The following is a 17516-nucleotide window of genomic DNA, read 5'->3' as shown; positions in this document are numbered from 1 at the left end:
CGTGAGTGGCCGGTCGCGGACCGGCCGTGGCGGGCCGGTGTGTCGTCGTTCGGCTTCAGCGGTACGAACGCCCACGCCATCATCGAGCAGGCCCCCGTGACGGAGCGGGAGGAGACCTCCGAGCCGGTACGTGAGGGACTGGTGCCGTGGGTGCTGTCGGCCGGTGACGAGGGCGCCCTGCGTGGCCAGGCCGAGCGCCTGCTGCCCTTGGCGGCCGAGCACGAGCCCCTCGACGTCGGCTACTCGCTCGCGACCTCGCGCACGGTGCTGGACCACCGTGCGGTGATCGTGGCCGCCGATCGGTCCGAGTTCCAGGCGGCCCTGACGGCGATCACCGACGGCCGGACGAGCGGCGCCGTGGTCGGCCCGGTCACCGGCGAACCGGGCCGGCTGGGTTTCCTGTTCTCGGGTCAGGGGTCGCAGCGGCTGGGTATGGGTCGCGGACTGGCCGCGCGGTACCCGGTGTTCGCCGAGGCGCTGGAGGAGACGCTGAGCGCGTTCGACCCGGCGGTGCGTGGGGTGTTGTTCGGCGATGACGCCGAGGCGTTGAACGAGACGGGGGTGACGCAGCCGGCGTTGTTCGCGGTCGAGGTGGCGCTCTTCCGGCTGCTGGAGGCGTGGGGCATCCGCCCGGATGTGCTGGCGGGGCATTCGATCGGTGAGCTGGCCGCCGCCCATGTGGCGGGTGTGTGGTCGCTGGCGGACGCCGCGAGGGTGGTGTCGGCACGCGGCACGCTGATGCAGGCGCTGCCGGCCGGGGGCGCGATGGTCGCGGTCCAGGCGTCGGAGGCCGAGGTCGCACCGGACCTGTCGGAGACGGTGGGCGTCGCGGCGGTCAACGGCCCGTCGTCGGTGGTCATTTCGGGTGCCGTCGCCGGTGTGGAGGCGGTGGCGGAGCGGTGGCGTGCGGCGGGTCGGAAGGTGTCGCGTCTGAAGGTCAGCCACGCGTTCCACTCGCCGCTGATGGAGCCGATGCTGGACGACTTCCGGCGGGTGCTGGAGAGCGTGTCGTTCGAGGCGCCGGCGGTCCCGATCGTGTCGACGCTGACCGGCGTCCGGGCCACGGCCGAGGAGTTGACCTCTCCGGAGTACTGGGTGCGGCACGTCCGCGAGTCCGTCCGCTTCGCCGATGCCGTCGGCACGCTGGTGGACGAGGGAGTGAGCACGTTCGTCGAGGTCGGCCCCGGCGGCACGCTGTCCGCGCTGGGACCCGGTCGCGCGCCCGAGGCGGTGTTCCTGCCCGCGCTGCGCGCGGACCGGTCCGAGGAGGCCGCGCTCGTCACGACGGTGGCCGCCCTGCACACGCGGGGCGTGCCGGTCGACTGGGCCGCGTACTTCGCGGGCAGCGGCGCCCGGCGGGTCGACCTGCCGACGTACGCCTTCCAGCACCGGCGTTACTGGATGGACGCCCCGCCCGCCGCCACCGGCGAGGCCGCGCCGAACACCGACGAGGCCCGGTTCTGGGCCGCGGTGGAGGGCGAGGAGGCGACCGCGCTCGCGTCGTCGCTGGGCATCACCGAGGACGGGGCGGCCGACTCGCTCCGGGCCGTCCTGCCGTTCCTGACGTCGTGGCGGCGCCGGAGCCACGAGAAGTCCACGCTGGACCAGTGGCGTTACACCGTCCGCTGGAAGCCCGTCGGGATGCCGGCGACGACGCCTCCTGCGGGCACCTGGCCGGTCGTGGTGTTCGCCGGGGACGAGCGGGCCCGTGCGCTCGGCGAACTGCTCGCCCGCAGCGGCCTGACGCTCGCCGTGGTCGAGGCCGACCGGACGGACCGCGCGGGGCTCGCCGACGCGCTGCGCACGACCGCCGAGGGGATCCTCGCGCGCGGCGAGGAGATCGGCGGAGTCCTGTCCCTGCTGGCGTTCGACGAGTCACCGCACGTCGACCACCCCGTGGTGCCGAACGGGGTGGCGGCCACCCTCGCGCTGGTGCAGGCGCTCGGCGACGCCGAGGTGCGGGCGCCGCTGTGGTGCGTCACCTCGGGCGCGGTGGCCGCCGTCGCGGACGACGAGGTGGAGGGCTTCGCGCAGTCGATGGTGTGGGGGCTCGGCCGGGCCGCGGCACTCGAACACCCCGCCCGCTGGGGAGGCTTGGCCGACCTGCCGAAGACCGTGGACGAGCGGGTGGCCGCCCGGCTGTGCGGGCTCCTCGGTGGGGCCGAGGACCAGGTCGCCGTACGGGGGACCGGTGTGTTCACGCGCCGGCTGCGCCGGGCCGACCGGACCGCCCCCGGCTCCGACTGGACGCCGCGCGGCACGGTCCTGGTGACCGGCGGCCTCGGCGCCCTGGGCGCGAGGGCCGCACGCTGGTCCGCCGCGCACGGGGCCGAGCACGTCGTACTGGTGAGCCGGCGCGGCAGCGCGGCCGACGGCGCCGCGGAGCTGGAGACCGAGCTCATCGGGCTGGGCGCCCGCGTCACCGTCGCCGCCGTCGACATCGCCGACCGGGAAGCGCTCGCCGCGCTCCTCGACGGCCTGGCCGCCGCGGGGGACCGGGTCTCCGCCGTCGTGCACACCGCCGGACTCAACGACAGCGCCCCCGTCCAGGACACCGGCCTCGCTCGCTTCGCGGACGTGGTGGGCGCCAAGATCGCCGGCGCCGCGCACCTGCACGACCTGCTCGCGGACACACCGCTCGACGCCTTCCTCGTCTACTCCTCCATCGCCGGCGTCTGGGGCAGCGGCGGCCAGGCCGGCTACAGCGCGGCCAACGCCTACCTCGACGCGCTCGCCGAGCACCGCACCGCCCGGGGCCTGCCCGGCACAGCCGTGGCCTGGGGCCCCTGGGGCGGCGGCGGCATGGCCGACGACGAGGCCCAGCGGCAGCTCTCCCGGCGCGGGCTCCTGGCGCTGCCGCCCGAGGTTGCGGTGGGTGCCCTCGCCGGCGCGGTCGGCGGCGGCGCGGCGAGCACCGTCGTGGCGGACGTCGACTGGGCGAGGTTCGCGCCCGCGTTCACCATCGGCAGGGCCAGCCCGCTCCTCGCCGACCTGCCCGAAGCACGCGAAGCCGTCGCGGGCCGGAACGCCGGTGCCGACGGACCCGCGGAAGCGGACGGCTCCGGCCGGGACGGGGCGGAGCTGCGCGCCCGGCTCACCGGCCTCGACGCGGCCAAGCGGGGCGAACTGGTACGTGACCTGGTGGTGGCGCGGGCGGCCACCGTCCTGGGGCACACCACGGCCGGTGCCGTCGACGCCGACCTCGCCTTCCGCGACCTGGGCTTCGACTCGCTGACCGCCGTGGAACTGCGCAACGCGCTGGCGGCCGAGACCGGCCTGACCCTGCCCGCGACCGTGGTCTTCGACCACCCCACCCCCGGGGCGCTCGCCGACCACCTGCTGTCGGCCGTCGTGGCACCGCGCGGCGAAACTCCCCTGGCACCGGCCGCCGCCCCGTCGGCCGCGGCCGACGAGCCGATCGCGATCGTCGCGATGGCGTGCCGGTACCCCGGCGGCGTCGCCAGCCCCGAGGACCTGTGGCAGGTGCTCATGTCGGGCGGGGACGCGGTCACGGAGTTCCCGGCCGACCGCGGCTGGGACGTCGAGGCCCTGTACGACCCGGACCCGGCGGGCGTCGGCACGACGTACTCGCGCAGGGGAGCCTTCCTCGACCACGTGGCGGACTTCGACGCGTCCTTCTTCGGCACCTCACCGCGCGAGGCGTTGGCCATGGACCCGCAGCAGCGACTGCTCCTCGAAACGTCGTGGGAGGTCTTCGAGCGGGCCGGCATCGACCCGAACACGGTCCGCGGTGAGCGCGTCGGCGTGTTCGTCGGCTCCAACGTGCAGGACTACGGCCTGGTCCTCGACGGCGCCCGCGAGGACGTGGGCGGGCACGTGGCGACGGGCAGCGCGGCGAGTGTCATGTCCGGCCGCCTGTCGTACACCTTCGGCCTCGAGGGCCCGGCGGTGACCGTGGACACGGCGTGCTCGTCGTCGCTGGTGGCCCTGCACCTGGCGGTGCAGGCACTGCGCTCGGGCGAGTGCGAGATGGCCCTCACGGGCGGTGTGACGGTGATGTCGACACCGGGTGCGTTCATCGAGTTCAGCCGTCAGCGGGGACTGTCCGTGGACGGCCGCTGCAAGGCGTTCTCCGACAGCGCCGACGGCACGGGCTGGGGTGAGGGCATCGGCATGCTGCTGGTGGAGCGGCTGTCGGACGCCCGGCGCAACGGCCACCGGGTCCTCGCGGTCGTACGCGGCTCCGCCGTCAACCAGGACGGCGCCTCCAACGGCCTGACCGCCCCCAACGGGCCCTCCCAGCAGCGCGTCATCCGCCAGGCACTCGCCAGTGCGGGCCTCACCCCGGCCGAGGTCGACGCGGTCGAGGCGCACGGCACCGGCACCACCCTCGGCGACCCGATCGAGGCGCAGGCACTGCTCGCGACCTACGGTCAGGACCGCCCGGCCGAGCGGCCGCTGCTGCTGGGCTCGGTGAAGTCCAACATCGGGCACACGCAGGCGGCGGCCGGTGTGGCGGGCGTGATCAAGATGGTGATGGCGATGCGGCACGGCGTACTGCCGCGCACGCTGCACGTCACCGAGCCGTCCTCGCACGTCGACTGGTCCGCGGGCGCGGTGGAACTGCTCACCGACCAGCGGGCGTGGCCCGCCGTCGACCGCCCCCGGCGGGCCGGGGTGTCGTCGTTCGGCTTCAGCGGCACCAACGCGCACACCATCATCGAGCAGGCTCCCGAGACCGCGTCCCCGGACCTCGCGCCGACCGTGCCGGGCGCCGTGCCGTGGGTGTTGTCCGCGCGGTCCGCCGAGGCCCTGCGGCAGCAGGCGGCCCGCCTCCGCGAGGACCTCGAGCGCGGCGACGGCGCCGTCACCGTCGCCGACATCGCCCACTCCCTGCGGTCCCGCGCGCTGTTCGACCACCGGGCCGTGGTGGTGGGCCGCGACCGGGAGGACTTCCGCACCGGCCTCACCGCCCTGGCCGAGGGCCGCGAGGCACCGAACGTCGTCACCGGCACGGCCGGCAGCCGTGGCACCGGCACGGTGTTCGTCTTCCCCGGCCACGGCACACAGTGGGTCGGCATGGCCCTGGAACTCCTGGACTCCGCACCGGAGTTCCGGACCCGGATGGAGGAGTGCGCCGAGGCGCTGGGCGAGTACGTCGACTGGTCGTTGCTCGACGCGATCCAGGACCCCGGCCTGATGGAGCGCCTCGACGTCGTCCAGCCCGCCCTCTTCGCGGTGATGGTGTCACTGGCCGCCACCTGGCGATCCTGGGGCGTCGAACCGAGCGCCGTACTGGGCCACTCCCAGGGCGAGATCGCCGCGGCGTGCGTCGCCGGCGCGCTGTCCCTGCCGGACGCCGCCAAGCTGGCCGTCCTGCGGAGCAAGGCGCTGACCGCGCTGGCCGGCCGGGGCGGCATGGTCTCGCTCGCGCTCGGCGTGGACGACGTACGGCAGCTCCTCGCCCGGTGGGATGGGCAGCTCGCCGTCGGCGTGGTGAACGGCCCCGCCTCGGTCGTCGTCTCCGGTGACATCGCCGCCCTGGACGAGCTGATGGACGTCTGCGCCGACCGGGGAGTGTGGGCGCGGCGCGTCAAGGCCGACTACGCCCCGCACTCCCACCACGTCGAGCGCGTCGAGGCGGAAATCCTCGAAGGGCTCGCCGACGTGACACCGCGCTCCGGCGACATCCCGTACTACTCGCCGCTGGCCGGTGGCTGGCTGGACACCCGCGACCTGGACGCCTCGTACTGGTACCGCAGCCTGCGGCAGACGGTGGAGTTCGCCGACTCCGTCTCCACCCTCGTAGGGGAGGGCCTGACCACCTTCGTCGAGGTCAGCCCGCACCCGGTGCTGGTCGCCGGGCTCGGCGAACTGGCCGGAGCCGACGGACTGGTCACCGGCTCACTGCGGCGCGACGACGGCGGCCAGGACCGGCTGCTGAAGTCGGCGAGCGGACTGTTCGTGCGCGGCGCCCGGGTGGACTGGCCGCTGCCCGAAGCCCGGCACGTGGACCTTCCCACCTACCCCTTCCAGCGCCAGCGCTTCTGGCCCACCACGGCGCCCGCCGCCTCCGGCGACGTGACCTCGGCGGGCCTCGGCCGGGTGGACCACCCCCTGCTCGCCGCCGTCACCGAACTCCCGGACTCCGAACGCCTGGTGTTCAGCGGCCGGCTCTCCCCGCGCACCCACCCCTGGCTCACCGACTACCGCCTCCTGGACACCCCGGTCCTCCCCGGCACGGCTTATGTGGACCTCGCGCTGCGCGCCGGCGACCACGTCGGCTGCGCCGTCCTGGACGACCTGGTCCTCGAAGCACCCCTGGTGCTGCCCGAACGCGACGGCGTCCAGATACGGCTCAGCGTCGACGGACCCGACACCTCGGGCAGGCGGGCGTTCACCGTGGACTCCCGCGGGGACGAGGGCGGTGACTGGACCCGCCACGCCACCGGCACCCTGAGCGCACAGGCGGCCCCCGTCACCGACGACCTCGTGGCCTGGCCACCCGGCGGGGCCGAACCGATCGACCTGGACGCCCACCACGCCGCCGTCACCGCGTCCGGCCTCGACCACGGCCCCGCCTTCCAGGGGCTGCGCGCCGCCTGGCGCAAGGGCGACGAGGTGTTCGCCGAAGTGACGCTGCCGGATGGCCTCGCCGACCCGGGCTTCGGCCTGCACCCGGCGCTCCTGGAGGCCGCACTGCACCTCACCGGGCACGGGACGGGCCCCCAGAAGGTGCCGTTCTCCTGGGCCGGGGCGCGGCTCCTCGCGACCGGGGCGACGTCGCTGCGGGTCCGTCTGACACCGGTCGGCGTGGACGCCGTGGCCGTGCTCACCGCCGACGGCGCCGGCGAACCGGTCACCGCCGTCGACGAGCTGACCCTGCGCCCCCTCTCCGCCGACCAGCTCGACCCCGCGCGCTCCGCCCACCGCGACGCGCTCTTCGAGGTGACCTGGGTACCGATGCCGGACGCCGCCGCCGAGCCCGGCACCTGGGCGGTCATCGGCTCCGACACCGCCCGCCTGGCCCACGCGCTCACCGCGGCGGGCGAACCGGTGGACGAGCACACCGACCTGAACGCGCTCATCGCCGCCGTCGACGCGGGCCTGCCCGTACCGAGGTGTGTCGCCATGACACCCGCGGAGAACGCGACCACCCCTCGCGAGGCCACGCACCACACCCTGGACCTGCTCCAGAAGTGGCTCGCCGACGACCGGTTCACCGCGTCGCGGCTCGTCCTCGTCACCAGCGGAGCGGTGGCCGCGGCACCCGACGACGCCGTACCGGACCTGGTACGCGCCCCCGCGTGGGGCCTGGTGCGCTCGGCGCAGTCGGAACACCCGGAGCGATTCGTCCTGGCCGACGTGGACGGCGACGAGAAGTCGCTGCGGAAGCTGCCCGCCGCCGTGGCGACCGGTGAACCACAGGTCGTCATCAGGAACGGCACCGCCACCGTGGCCAGACTGACACGGCTCGCCACCGCGGCCGACGCCCCCGAGCAGGCGGCCTTCACCCCCGAGAGCACCGTGCTGATCACCGGCGGCCTCGGCGTGCTCGGCAGTGTGACCGCACGCCACCTCGTTACCCGCCACGGCGTCCGGAACCTCGTCCTGACCGGCAGGCGCGGTCCGGCCACACCCGGCGCGGAGGAACTGCGCGGGGAACTGGCCAAGCTGGGCGCACGCGTCACCGTCGCCGCCTGCGACGTCAGCGACCGCGCCGCGCTCGCCGCCCTCCTCGCCGCACACCCCGTGACCGCCGTCGTCCACACGGCGGGCGCCCTTGACGACAGCGTCATCGAGTCCCTGACCCCGCAACACGTCGACACGGTGTTCGCGCCCAAGGCCGATGCCGCCTTCCACCTGCACGAGCTGACCAGGGAGCACGACCTGACCGCGTTCGTTCTGTTCTCCGCCGCCGCCGGCGTGTTCGGCGGTCCCGGCCAGGGCAACTACGCGGCCGCCAATGCCTTCCTGGACGCGCTCGCCCAGCACCGCAGGGCCGCCGGACTGCCCGCGACCGCACTGGCCTGGGGCCTGTGGGCCGAGGCGAGCGGCATCACCGGCCACCTCGACGACGCCGACGTACGGCGGCTGGCGCGGGGCGGCATGGTCCCGCTCACCTCCGAGGACGGCATGGCACTGTTCGACACGGCGTGCGCGACCGGCGCCGCGACGACGGTGCCCGCCGCGCTGGACCTCGCCACGCTGCGGGCCCACCCCGAGCAGGTACGGCCCCTGCTGCGCGCCCTGGTGCCCACGCCCGCCCGGCGGGCCGCACGGCCCGCCGGTAACGGCTCCGACGGCACGGTCCCGCTGACCCAGCGGCTGGCCGGCCTCACCGAGGCGGAGCAGGACCGGGCGCTGGTCCACCTCGTCCGCACCCACACCGCGGCCGTCCTCGGCTTCACCGGACCGGAGGCCGTCACGGCGGACCGGGCCTTCAAGGAACTCGGCTTCGACTCGCTCACCGCCGTGGAACTGCGCAACAGGCTCGACGCCGAGGTCGGCACGCGGCTGCCCGCCACCCTGGTGTTCGACCACCCGACCCCGGCGGCACTCGCGGCCCACCTGCGGACGACGGTACTCGCCGAACACGGCACACCCGCCGCCGCGGTGCTCAGCGAGCTGAACAGACTCACGGTCACCATCTCCCGGCTCGACCCGGACGACGCGCTCGTCGGGGACATCCGGCTCAGGCTCCGCTCGCTCCTGTCCACCTGGGACGACAAGGAGCCCGAGGCCACGGCGGACGACCTGGACTCGGCGACGCTGGACGACGTCTTCAACATCATCGACGAAGAGCTCGGCAACTCCTGATCCGCAGGTGCGGACTTTCACCAGGGCTCACCAATGAGGGGTAACAAGCACATGTCGAACGACGAGAAGGTCCTCGACTACCTGAAGCGCTTGACCGCGGACCTGCGGCAGACCAGGCAACGGCTGCGCGAGGTCGAGGAGAAGGCCAGCGAGCCCATCGCGATCGTCGGCATGAGCTGCCGCTTCCCCGGCGGGGTCACCTCACCGGAGGACCTGTGGCGCCTCCTTGAGTCCGAGACGGACGCGGTCACCGGCTTCCCCACCGACCGCGGCTGGGACCTGAACGCCCTGTTCGACCCGGACCCGGCGAGCACCGGCACGTCGTACACCCGCATGGGCGCGTTCCTCGACCGCGTGGCGGAGTTCGACCCGGCGTTCTTCGGCATCTCGCCGCGCGAGGCGCTGGCGATGGACCCGCAGCAGCGACTGCTCCTCGAAACCTCCTGGGAGGTGTTCGAACGAGCGGGCATCGACCCCCACACGGTACGGGGCAGCCGCTCCGGTGTCTTCATCGGCACCAACGGCCAGGACCACGGGCTGCTCGCCCTGCACGGCTCCGCCGAGGACGTGGGCGGACACCTGGCCACCGGCAACGCGGCCAGCATCATCTCCGGCCGGCTGTCCTACACCTTCGGCCTCGAGGGCCCCGCCGTCACGGTCGACACGGCGTGCTCGTCGTCGCTGGTCGCCCTGCACTGGGCCGCTCAGGCGCTGCGCCAGGGCGAATGCGAGCTGGCACTTGTCGGCGGTGTGACGGTGATGTCGACACCGAACTCCTTCATCGAGTTCAGCCGCCAGCGCGGGCTGGCGGAGGACGGACGCTGCAAGGCGTTCTCCGACAGCGCGGACGGCACCGGCTGGGGCGAGGGCGTCGGCATGCTGCTCGTGGAGCGGCTGTCGGACGCACAGCGCAACGGCCACCAGGTGCTCGCGGTGGTCCGGGGCTCGGCGGTGAACCAGGACGGCGCGTCGAACGGCCTCACCGCGCCGAACGGCCCGTCGCAGCAGCGGGTCATCCGGTCCGCGCTGGCCGCTTCCGGACTCGCCCCGTCCGAGGTGGACGCGGTGGAGGCGCACGGCACGGGGACGACGCTGGGCGACCCGATCGAGGCCCAGGCGCTGCTCGCCACCTACGGGCAAGGCCGTACCGGCGAGCCCTTGCTGCTGGGCTCGGTGAAGTCGAACATCGGGCACACCCAGGCCGCCGCCGGTGTGGCCGGTGTCATCAAGATGGTCATGGCGATGCACCACGGTGTGCTGCCGAAGACCCTGCACGTCACCGAGCCGTCCTCGCACGTGGACTGGTCGGCGGGGTCCGTGGAGTTGCTCACCGAGCAGCGTGCGTGGCCGGACGTGGACCGGCCGTGGCGGGCGGGTGTCTCGTCGTTCGGTGTGAGCGGGACGAACGCGCACGTCATCGTGGAGCAGGCCCCTGCGGTGGAGCAGGCGGAGCAGGCGGACACGGACACGCCGGAGCCGGTACGTGGTGGGGTGCTGCCGTGGGTGTTGTCGGCCCGCAGCGCGGAGGCGTTGCGGGAACAGGCCGCCCGGCTGGCGTCCTTCGTGGACGATCAGTCCCCGGCCGACGTGGGCTACTCGCTGGCGACGTCACGGGCGGCGCTGGAGCACCGCGCGGTGGTCGTCGCCGAGGAAACCGCCACCTTCCGAACGGTACTGGCCGCTCTCGCCGAGGACCGGGAGGGACCCGGCGTCGTGGTGGGCGAGGCGGCATCGCATCTGCTGGGTTTCCTGTTCTCGGGTCAGGGGTCGCAGCGGCTGGGGATGGGCCGTGAACTGGCGGATCGTTTCCCGGTGTTCGCCGAGGCGCTGGAGGAGACGCTGAGCGCGTTCGACCCGGCGGTGCGTGGGGTGTTGTTCGGCGAGGACGCCGAGGCGTTGAGCGAGACGGGGGTGACGCAGCCGGCGTTGTTCGCGGTCGAGGTGGCGCTCTTCCGGCTGCTGGAGTCGTGGGGCATCCGCCCGGACGTGCTGGCGGGGCACTCGATCGGTGAGCTGGCCGCCGCCCATGTGGCGGGTGTGTGGTCGCTGGCGGACGCCGCCAAGGTGGTCTCGGCACGCGGCACGCTGATGCAGGCGCTGCCGTCGGGTGGCGCGATGGTCGCGCTCCAGGCGTCGGAGGCCGAGGTCGCACCGGACCTGTCGGAGACGGTGGGCGTCGCGGCGGTCAACGGCCCGTCGTCGGTGGTGATCTCGGGTGCCGTCGCCGATGTGGAGGCGGTGGCGGAGCGGTGGCGTGCGGCGGGTCGGAAGGTGTCGCGTCTGAAGGTCAGCCACGCGTTCCACTCGCCGCTGATGGACCCGATGCTGGACGACTTCCGCGCGGTGCTGGAGGAGGTCGAGTTCGGCGAGCCCGTGGTTCCGATCGTGTCCACGCTGACCGGTGCGCAGGTGAGGGCCGAGGAGTTGGCCTCACCTGAATACTGGGTGCGGCATGTGCGCGAGTCCGTGCGCTTCCATGACGCGGTCGTCGCGCTGCGCGAGCAGGGCGTGGATGTGTTCCTGGAGATCGGTCCGGGCGGGACGCTGTCCGCCCTCGGCCGGGACAGCGTCTCCGACGCGGTCTTCCTGCCCGCGTTGCGGGGCGACCGGCCGGAGGAGACGGCCCTCGTCACCACGGTCGCCGCGCTGCACGCCCGGGGCGTGACGGTGGACTGGGAGGCGTTCTTCGCCAGCCGTGACGCGCGGCGGGTGGACCTGCCGACGTACGCCTTCCAGCGTGAGCGGTACTGGCTGGACGCTCCGACCACCGCCGAGGGCGGCGGACGGATGTCGCCGGTGGAGGCGCGGTTCTGGGAGGTCGTGGAGGAGGGTGACGCCGCTGACCTCGCCGGCACGTTGGGTGTGTCGTCGGACGATCCGCTGAGCGCGGTGCTGCCCAAGCTGTCCGCGTGGCGCAGGGAACAGCGGGACCGGTCCACGGTGGACGACTGGCGGTACCAGGTCGTCTGGCGGCCGGTGCCGGTGGGGCCCCGCTCGTTGGACGGGGCTTGGCTGGTGGTGGCGCCGGCCGGTGAGGGCCGTGCCGAGTGGACGCGTGCGGCGCTGCTCCGCGCCGGTGCGGAAACGCACGTACTGGGCGTGGATCCGGAGACGGCCGACTGGACGGAGCGGCTGACCGGGCTGCCCGAACTGCGCGGCGTGGTCTCGCTGCTGGGCCTCGCCGACGCGAATACGGGTGCCGCTGCCACCGTCGGGTTGTTGCGGGCGCTCGGTGACGCGGGCGTGCGGGCGCCGTTGTGGTGTGTGACGGCGGGTGCGGTGTCGGCGGTCGCGGAGGACGCGGTCGGCGGGTTCGGGCAGTCGGCGCTGTGGGGTCTGGGCCGGGTGGCCGCGCTGGAACACCCCGAGCGCTGGGGCGGTCTGGTCGACCTGCCCGAGACGCAGGACGACACGACCGGTGACCTGCTGGCTTCGGTGCTCGCCGGGACGTCCGGTGAGGACCAGATCGCCCTGCGCGGCGACCAGGTCCTGGCCCGCAGGCTGGCGCCCGCCCCCCTGAACGACGCCTACACGGAGGGTTGGTCGCCGCGGGGAACGGTGTTGGTGACCGGTGGTACCGGTGCGCTGGGCGGTCACGTGGCGCGCTGGGCGGCGGCGCACGGGGCTGACCACGTGGTGCTGGTGAGCCGCCGTGGCCGGGCCGCGCAGGGAGCGGAGGAGCTGGAGACCGAACTGGCCGGACTCGGGGCGCGGGCGACGTTCGCCGCCTGTGACATGGCCGACCGGGACGCGGTGGCCGCGTTGCTGGAGAGTGTTCCGTCGTTGACCGCGGTGGTGCACGCGGCGGGCATCGAGCGGTCGGCCGCTCTCACCGACCTCGGACCGGATGAGCTGGCGGAGGTGCTGGCGGTCAAGGCGGACGGGGCCAGACACCTGCACGACCTGCTGGCCGGGACACCGTTGGACGCGTTCGTGCTGTTCTCCTCCATCGCGGGTGTGTGGGGCAGCGGAGGGCAGGGCGCGTACGCGGCCGCGAACGCCTATCTGGACGCGCTGGCCGAGCACCGCAGGGCGGCGGGACTGCCCGCGACAGCGGTCGCGTGGGGCCCCTGGGCCGGCGGCGGCATGGTCGACGACGAGGCGGAACGGCAACTCGCCCGGCGCGGACTCGTGGCGCTGCCGCCGGACCTCGCGGTGGGCGCCCTCGCCGACGCGGTCGGCGCCGGTCCGGCGAGCACCGTGGTGGCGAACGTCGACTGGGAGCCGTTCGCGGCCACCTTCACGATGCGCCGACCAAGCCCGCTCCTCGGCGAGCTGCCCGAACTCCGTACGGTCGCCGAGGACGCCCCGGCCGAGCAGGGCACGTCCCCGCTCGCGCGGCGCCTGGCGGGCCTGGACGCGGCCGAGCAGGAGCGGCAACTGACCGAGCTGGTGCGCTACGAGGCGGCCACCGTCCTCGGCCACGTCTCTGGTGACGCCTTCTCCGCGACCCGCGCCTTCAAGGACCTGGGCTTCGACTCGCTGACCGCGATGGAGCTACGCGCCCGGCTCGGCGAAGTGACCGGTGTGGCCCTGCCCACGACCGTGGTCTTCGACTACCCGAACGCGGCCACCCTGGCAGCACACCTGCGGGTCGTGCTGTCCGGTGAGGGAGCCGCCCCCACCCCTTCCACCCCGGACGCGGTGCCCGATGCGACCGACGACCAGATCGCGATCGTGGCGATGGCGTGCCGGTACCCCGGCGGTGTGACGAGTCCGGAGGACCTGTGGGACGCCCTGCTGGCCGGCCGGGACGCGGTGACCGCGTTCCCGGCCGACCGTGGATGGGACCTGGAGGCGCTGTACGACCCCGCCGGCACCGCTCCCGGCACCTCCTACACCCGCATGGGCGCCTTTCTCGACCGCGTGGCGGAGTTCGACTCGGACTTCTTCGGGATCTCGCCGCGTGAGGCACTCGCGATGGACCCCCAGCAGCGACTGCTCCTCGAAACCTCCTGGGAGACGTTCGAACGGGCCGGGATCGACCCGGAGTCGCTCCGCGGCGAGCACGTCGGCGTGTTCGTGGGGTCGAACATGCAGGACTACGGCGTACTGCTGGGCGCGACCGCCGAGGACGTGAGCGGGTACGCGGCGACCGGCAGCGCGGCGAGCGTGGTCTCCGGCCGGCTGTCCTACACCTTCGGCCTCGAGGGCCCCGCCGTCACCGTGGACACCGCGTGCTCCTCGTCCCTGGTCGCCCTGCACCTGGCGGTACAGGCGCTGCGCTCGGGCGAGTGCTCCACGGCGCTGGTCGGCGGTGTGACGGTGATGTCGACGCCGGGTTCGTTCGTGGAGTTCAGTCGTCAGCGGGGGTTGGCTCCGGACGGGCGGTGCAAGGCGTTCTCCGACAGCGCGGACGGCACCGGCTGGGGCGAGGGTGTCGGCATGCTGCTGGTGGAGCGGCTGTCGGATGCCCGGCGTAACGGGCATCCGGTGCTCGCGGTGGTGCGGGGCTCGGCCGTCAACCAGGACGGCGCCTCCAACGGGCTCACCGCGCCGAACGGCCCGTCGCAGCAGCGGGTGATCCGGCAGGCGCTCGCCAGTGCGGGTCTGGCCCCGTCCGAGGTGGACGCGGTGGAGGCGCACGGCACGGGTACGGCACTGGGTGACCCGATCGAGGCGCAGGCGCTGCTGGCGACCTACGGGCAGGGTCGTACCGATGAGCCTCTGCTGTTGGGTTCGGTGAAGTCCAACATCGGGCACACGCAGGCGGCCGCCGGTGTCGCGGGCGTGATCAAGATGGTCATGGCGATGCGGCACGGCGTACTGCCGAAGACCCTGCACGTCACCGAACCGTCCTCGCACGTGGACTGGTCGGTGGGATCCGTAGAACTGCTCACCGACCACCGCCAGTGGCCCATGGTGGACCGACCACGGCGCGCGGGTGTCTCGTCGTTCGGGTTCAGCGGCACCAACGCGCATGCCCTCATCGAGCAGGCCCCCGTGGCGGAGCGGGAGGAGACCACCGAGCCGGTACGCGAGGGACTGGTGCCGTGGATGCTGTCGGCACGCGACGAGGGCGCCCTGCGCGGCCAGGCCGAGCGTCTGATGTCGGTCGTGGACGAGTACACCCCCGTCGATATCGGCTACTCGCTGGCGACGTCGCGGGCGGCGCTGGACCACCGCGCGGTGGTCGTCGCCGGCGACCGGGCCGAGTTCTTGGACGCGTTGGCGGCTGTGGCGAACGGTGAGCAGAGCGGTGCCGTGGTCACGGGGGTTGCCGACGAGCCCGGTCGAGTGGGTTTCCTGTTCTCGGGTCAGGGGTCGCAGCGGCTGGGGATGGGCCGTGAACTGGCGGATCGTTTCCCGGTGTTCGCCGAGGCGCTGGAGGAGACGCTGAGCGCGTTCGACCCGGCGGTGCGTGGGGTGTTGTTCGGCGATGACGCCGATGCGTTGAACGAGACCGGCATGACGCAGCCGGCGTTGTTCGCGGTCGAGGTGGCGCTTTTCCGTCTTCTTCAGGCGTGGGGCATCCGCCCGGATGTGCTGGCCGGGCATTCGATCGGTGAGCTGGCCGCCGCGCACGTGGCGGGTGTGTGGTCGCTGGCGGACGCCGCGAGGGTGGTGTCCGCGCGCGGCACGCTGATGCAGGCGCTGCCGTCGGGTGGCGCGATGGTCGCGCTCCAGGCGTCGGAGGCCGAGGTCGCACCGGACCTGTCGGAGACGGTGGGCGTCGCGGCGGTCAACGGCCCGTCGTCGGTGGTGATCTCGGGTGCCGTCGCCGGTGTGGAGGCGGTGGCGGAGCGGTGGCGTGCGGCGGGTCGGAAGGTGTCGCGTCTGAAGGTCAGCCACGCGTTCCACTCGCCGCTGATGGACCCGATGCTGGACGACTTCCGCGCGGTGCTGGAGGAGGTCGAGTTCGGCGAGCCCGTGGTTCCGATCGTGTCCACGCTGACCGGTGCGCAGGTGAGGGCCGAGGAGTTGGCCTCACCTGAATACTGGGTGCGGCATGTGCGCGAGTCCGTGCGGTTCGCCGATGCCGTCGGCACGCTCTCGGGCGAGGGTGTGGGTACGTTCGTCGAGGTCGGTCCGGGTGGCACGCTGGCCGCGCTGGGCCAGGAGACGGCCCCCGAGGCGGTCTTCGTGCCGGTGCTGCGCGCAGACCGGCCGGAGGAGTCCGCGTTGGTCTCGGCGGTGGCACGGTTGTGCACGCGGGGCGTGACGGTGGATTGGGCGGCGTTCTTCGCGGGCAGCGGCGCGCGGCGGGTGGACCTGCCGACCTACGCCTTCCAGCGTCGGCGCTACTGGGTCGACGTACGGCCGCACACTGGTGATGTCACGGCGGTCGGGCTCGGTGCGACCGATCACCCGCTGCTGGGCGCGGCCATCGAACTGGGTGACACGGACGGTGTGCTGCTGACGGGCCGGCTGTCGGTTCAGACGCACCCGTGGCTGGCCGACTACGTGGTCCGGGGTTCGGTCCTGCTGCCCGGCACGGCGTTCGTGGAGCTGGCCGTGCGGGCGGGTGACCGGGTCGGGTGTGACCTGGTGGAGGAACTGACGCTGGAGGCACCGCTGGTGGTGCCCGAGCGTGGTGGCGTCCGGGTGCAGGTGTGGGTCAGTGCCGAGGACGAGTCCGGCAGACGTGAGCTGACCTTCTTCTCCAACGCGGGGGACACCGACGACGACCGGCCGTGGACCCGAAACGCCACCGCTGTGCTGCGCACGGGTGCGCATTCCACCGGGGTTGCCCTGGCGGAGTGGCCACCCACCGGGGCCGAGGCCGTGGATCTGGTCGGGTTCTACGACGAAGCGGCTGAGACGGGCTTCGGTTACGGGCCGGTGTTCCAGGGGCTGCGGGCGGCGTGGCGGCGCGGGGACGAGGTGTTCGCCGAGGTCGCGTTGCCCGAGGGTGTGAGTGCGGAGGGCTTCGGTCTGCATCCGGCGCTGCTGGACGCGGCGTTTCACGCGATCGAGCGGCCCGGTGACTTGGGTCGGCTGCCGTTCGCGTGGTCGGGTGTGCGGTTGTACGCCTCCGGGGCGACGGTGCTGCGGGTGCGTCTGACGCCCTCGGGGCCGGACGAGGTGTCGTTGACGGTGGCGGACGGGGCGGGCGCTCCGGTCGCGACCGTGGACTCGCTGGTGCTGCGCCCGGTGCCGCTGGATCAGCTCACCGGTGGCGGGCACGGTGATGCGCTGTTCGGTGTCGACTGGGTGCCGGTTCCGCTGGCCGATGGTGATGATGTTCCGACCGTCGAGTGGGCTGAAGTGGGCGCTTTGGCCGATGCGTTGTCCGGCTTTGTGGCCGTGGCGTGCCCGGTCACGTCCGCTTCCGGCTCCGCGTCCGATCCGGTGTCGGCTGCGCACGAGGCGGCGCACTGGGCGCTGGATGTGGTGCAGCGGTGGCTGTCGGAGGAGCGGTCCGGCGCGGCACGGCTGGTCGTGGTGACCAAGGGCGCGCTGGCCGCCTCGGCCGATGAGGGCGTCCTCGACGTGGCGCAGGCGGCGGTGTGGGGTCTGGTGCGCTCGGCGCAGTCGGAGAACCCGGACCGGTTCGTGCTGGTGGACCTCGACGACGAGGCGGCCTCACTGGAGGCGCTGCCCGTCGCGCTGGCGACGGGGGAGCCGCAGCTCGCTCTGCGGTCCGGTGAGATGCGGGTGCCCCGACTCGCCAGGGTGGAGCAGCCCGCGACGGAGGGCCCCGGGTTCGGTTCCGGTGCGGTGCTGGTCACGGGTGCGACGGGCACGCTGGGCGGGCTCGTGGCGCGGCACCTGGTCGTGGAGCGGGGCGTACG

The 17516-nt window shown here is 73.7% G+C and carries 2 protein-coding genes; both read left to right on the top strand.

The window, feature by feature from the left end:
- On the top strand, positions 1–8781 hold an 8781-nt coding region (locus FHS37_RS38285; RefSeq protein ID WP_184829884.1), incomplete at its 5' end, for a type I polyketide synthase.
- Positions 8782–8832: 51 nt separating this feature from the next.
- Positions 8833–17516, top strand: an 8684-nt coding sequence (locus FHS37_RS38280; RefSeq protein ID WP_184829881.1) for a type I polyketide synthase, incomplete at its 3' end; no start/stop codon positions are given.

Origin of the sequence: Streptomyces griseomycini, assembly GCF_014203535.1 — a bacterium.
In the GTDB taxonomy this organism is placed as follows: Bacteria; Actinomycetota; Actinomycetes; order Streptomycetales; family Streptomycetaceae; genus Streptomyces; species Streptomyces griseomycini.
This window is presented reverse-complemented; position numbering and strand designations above follow the sequence as displayed.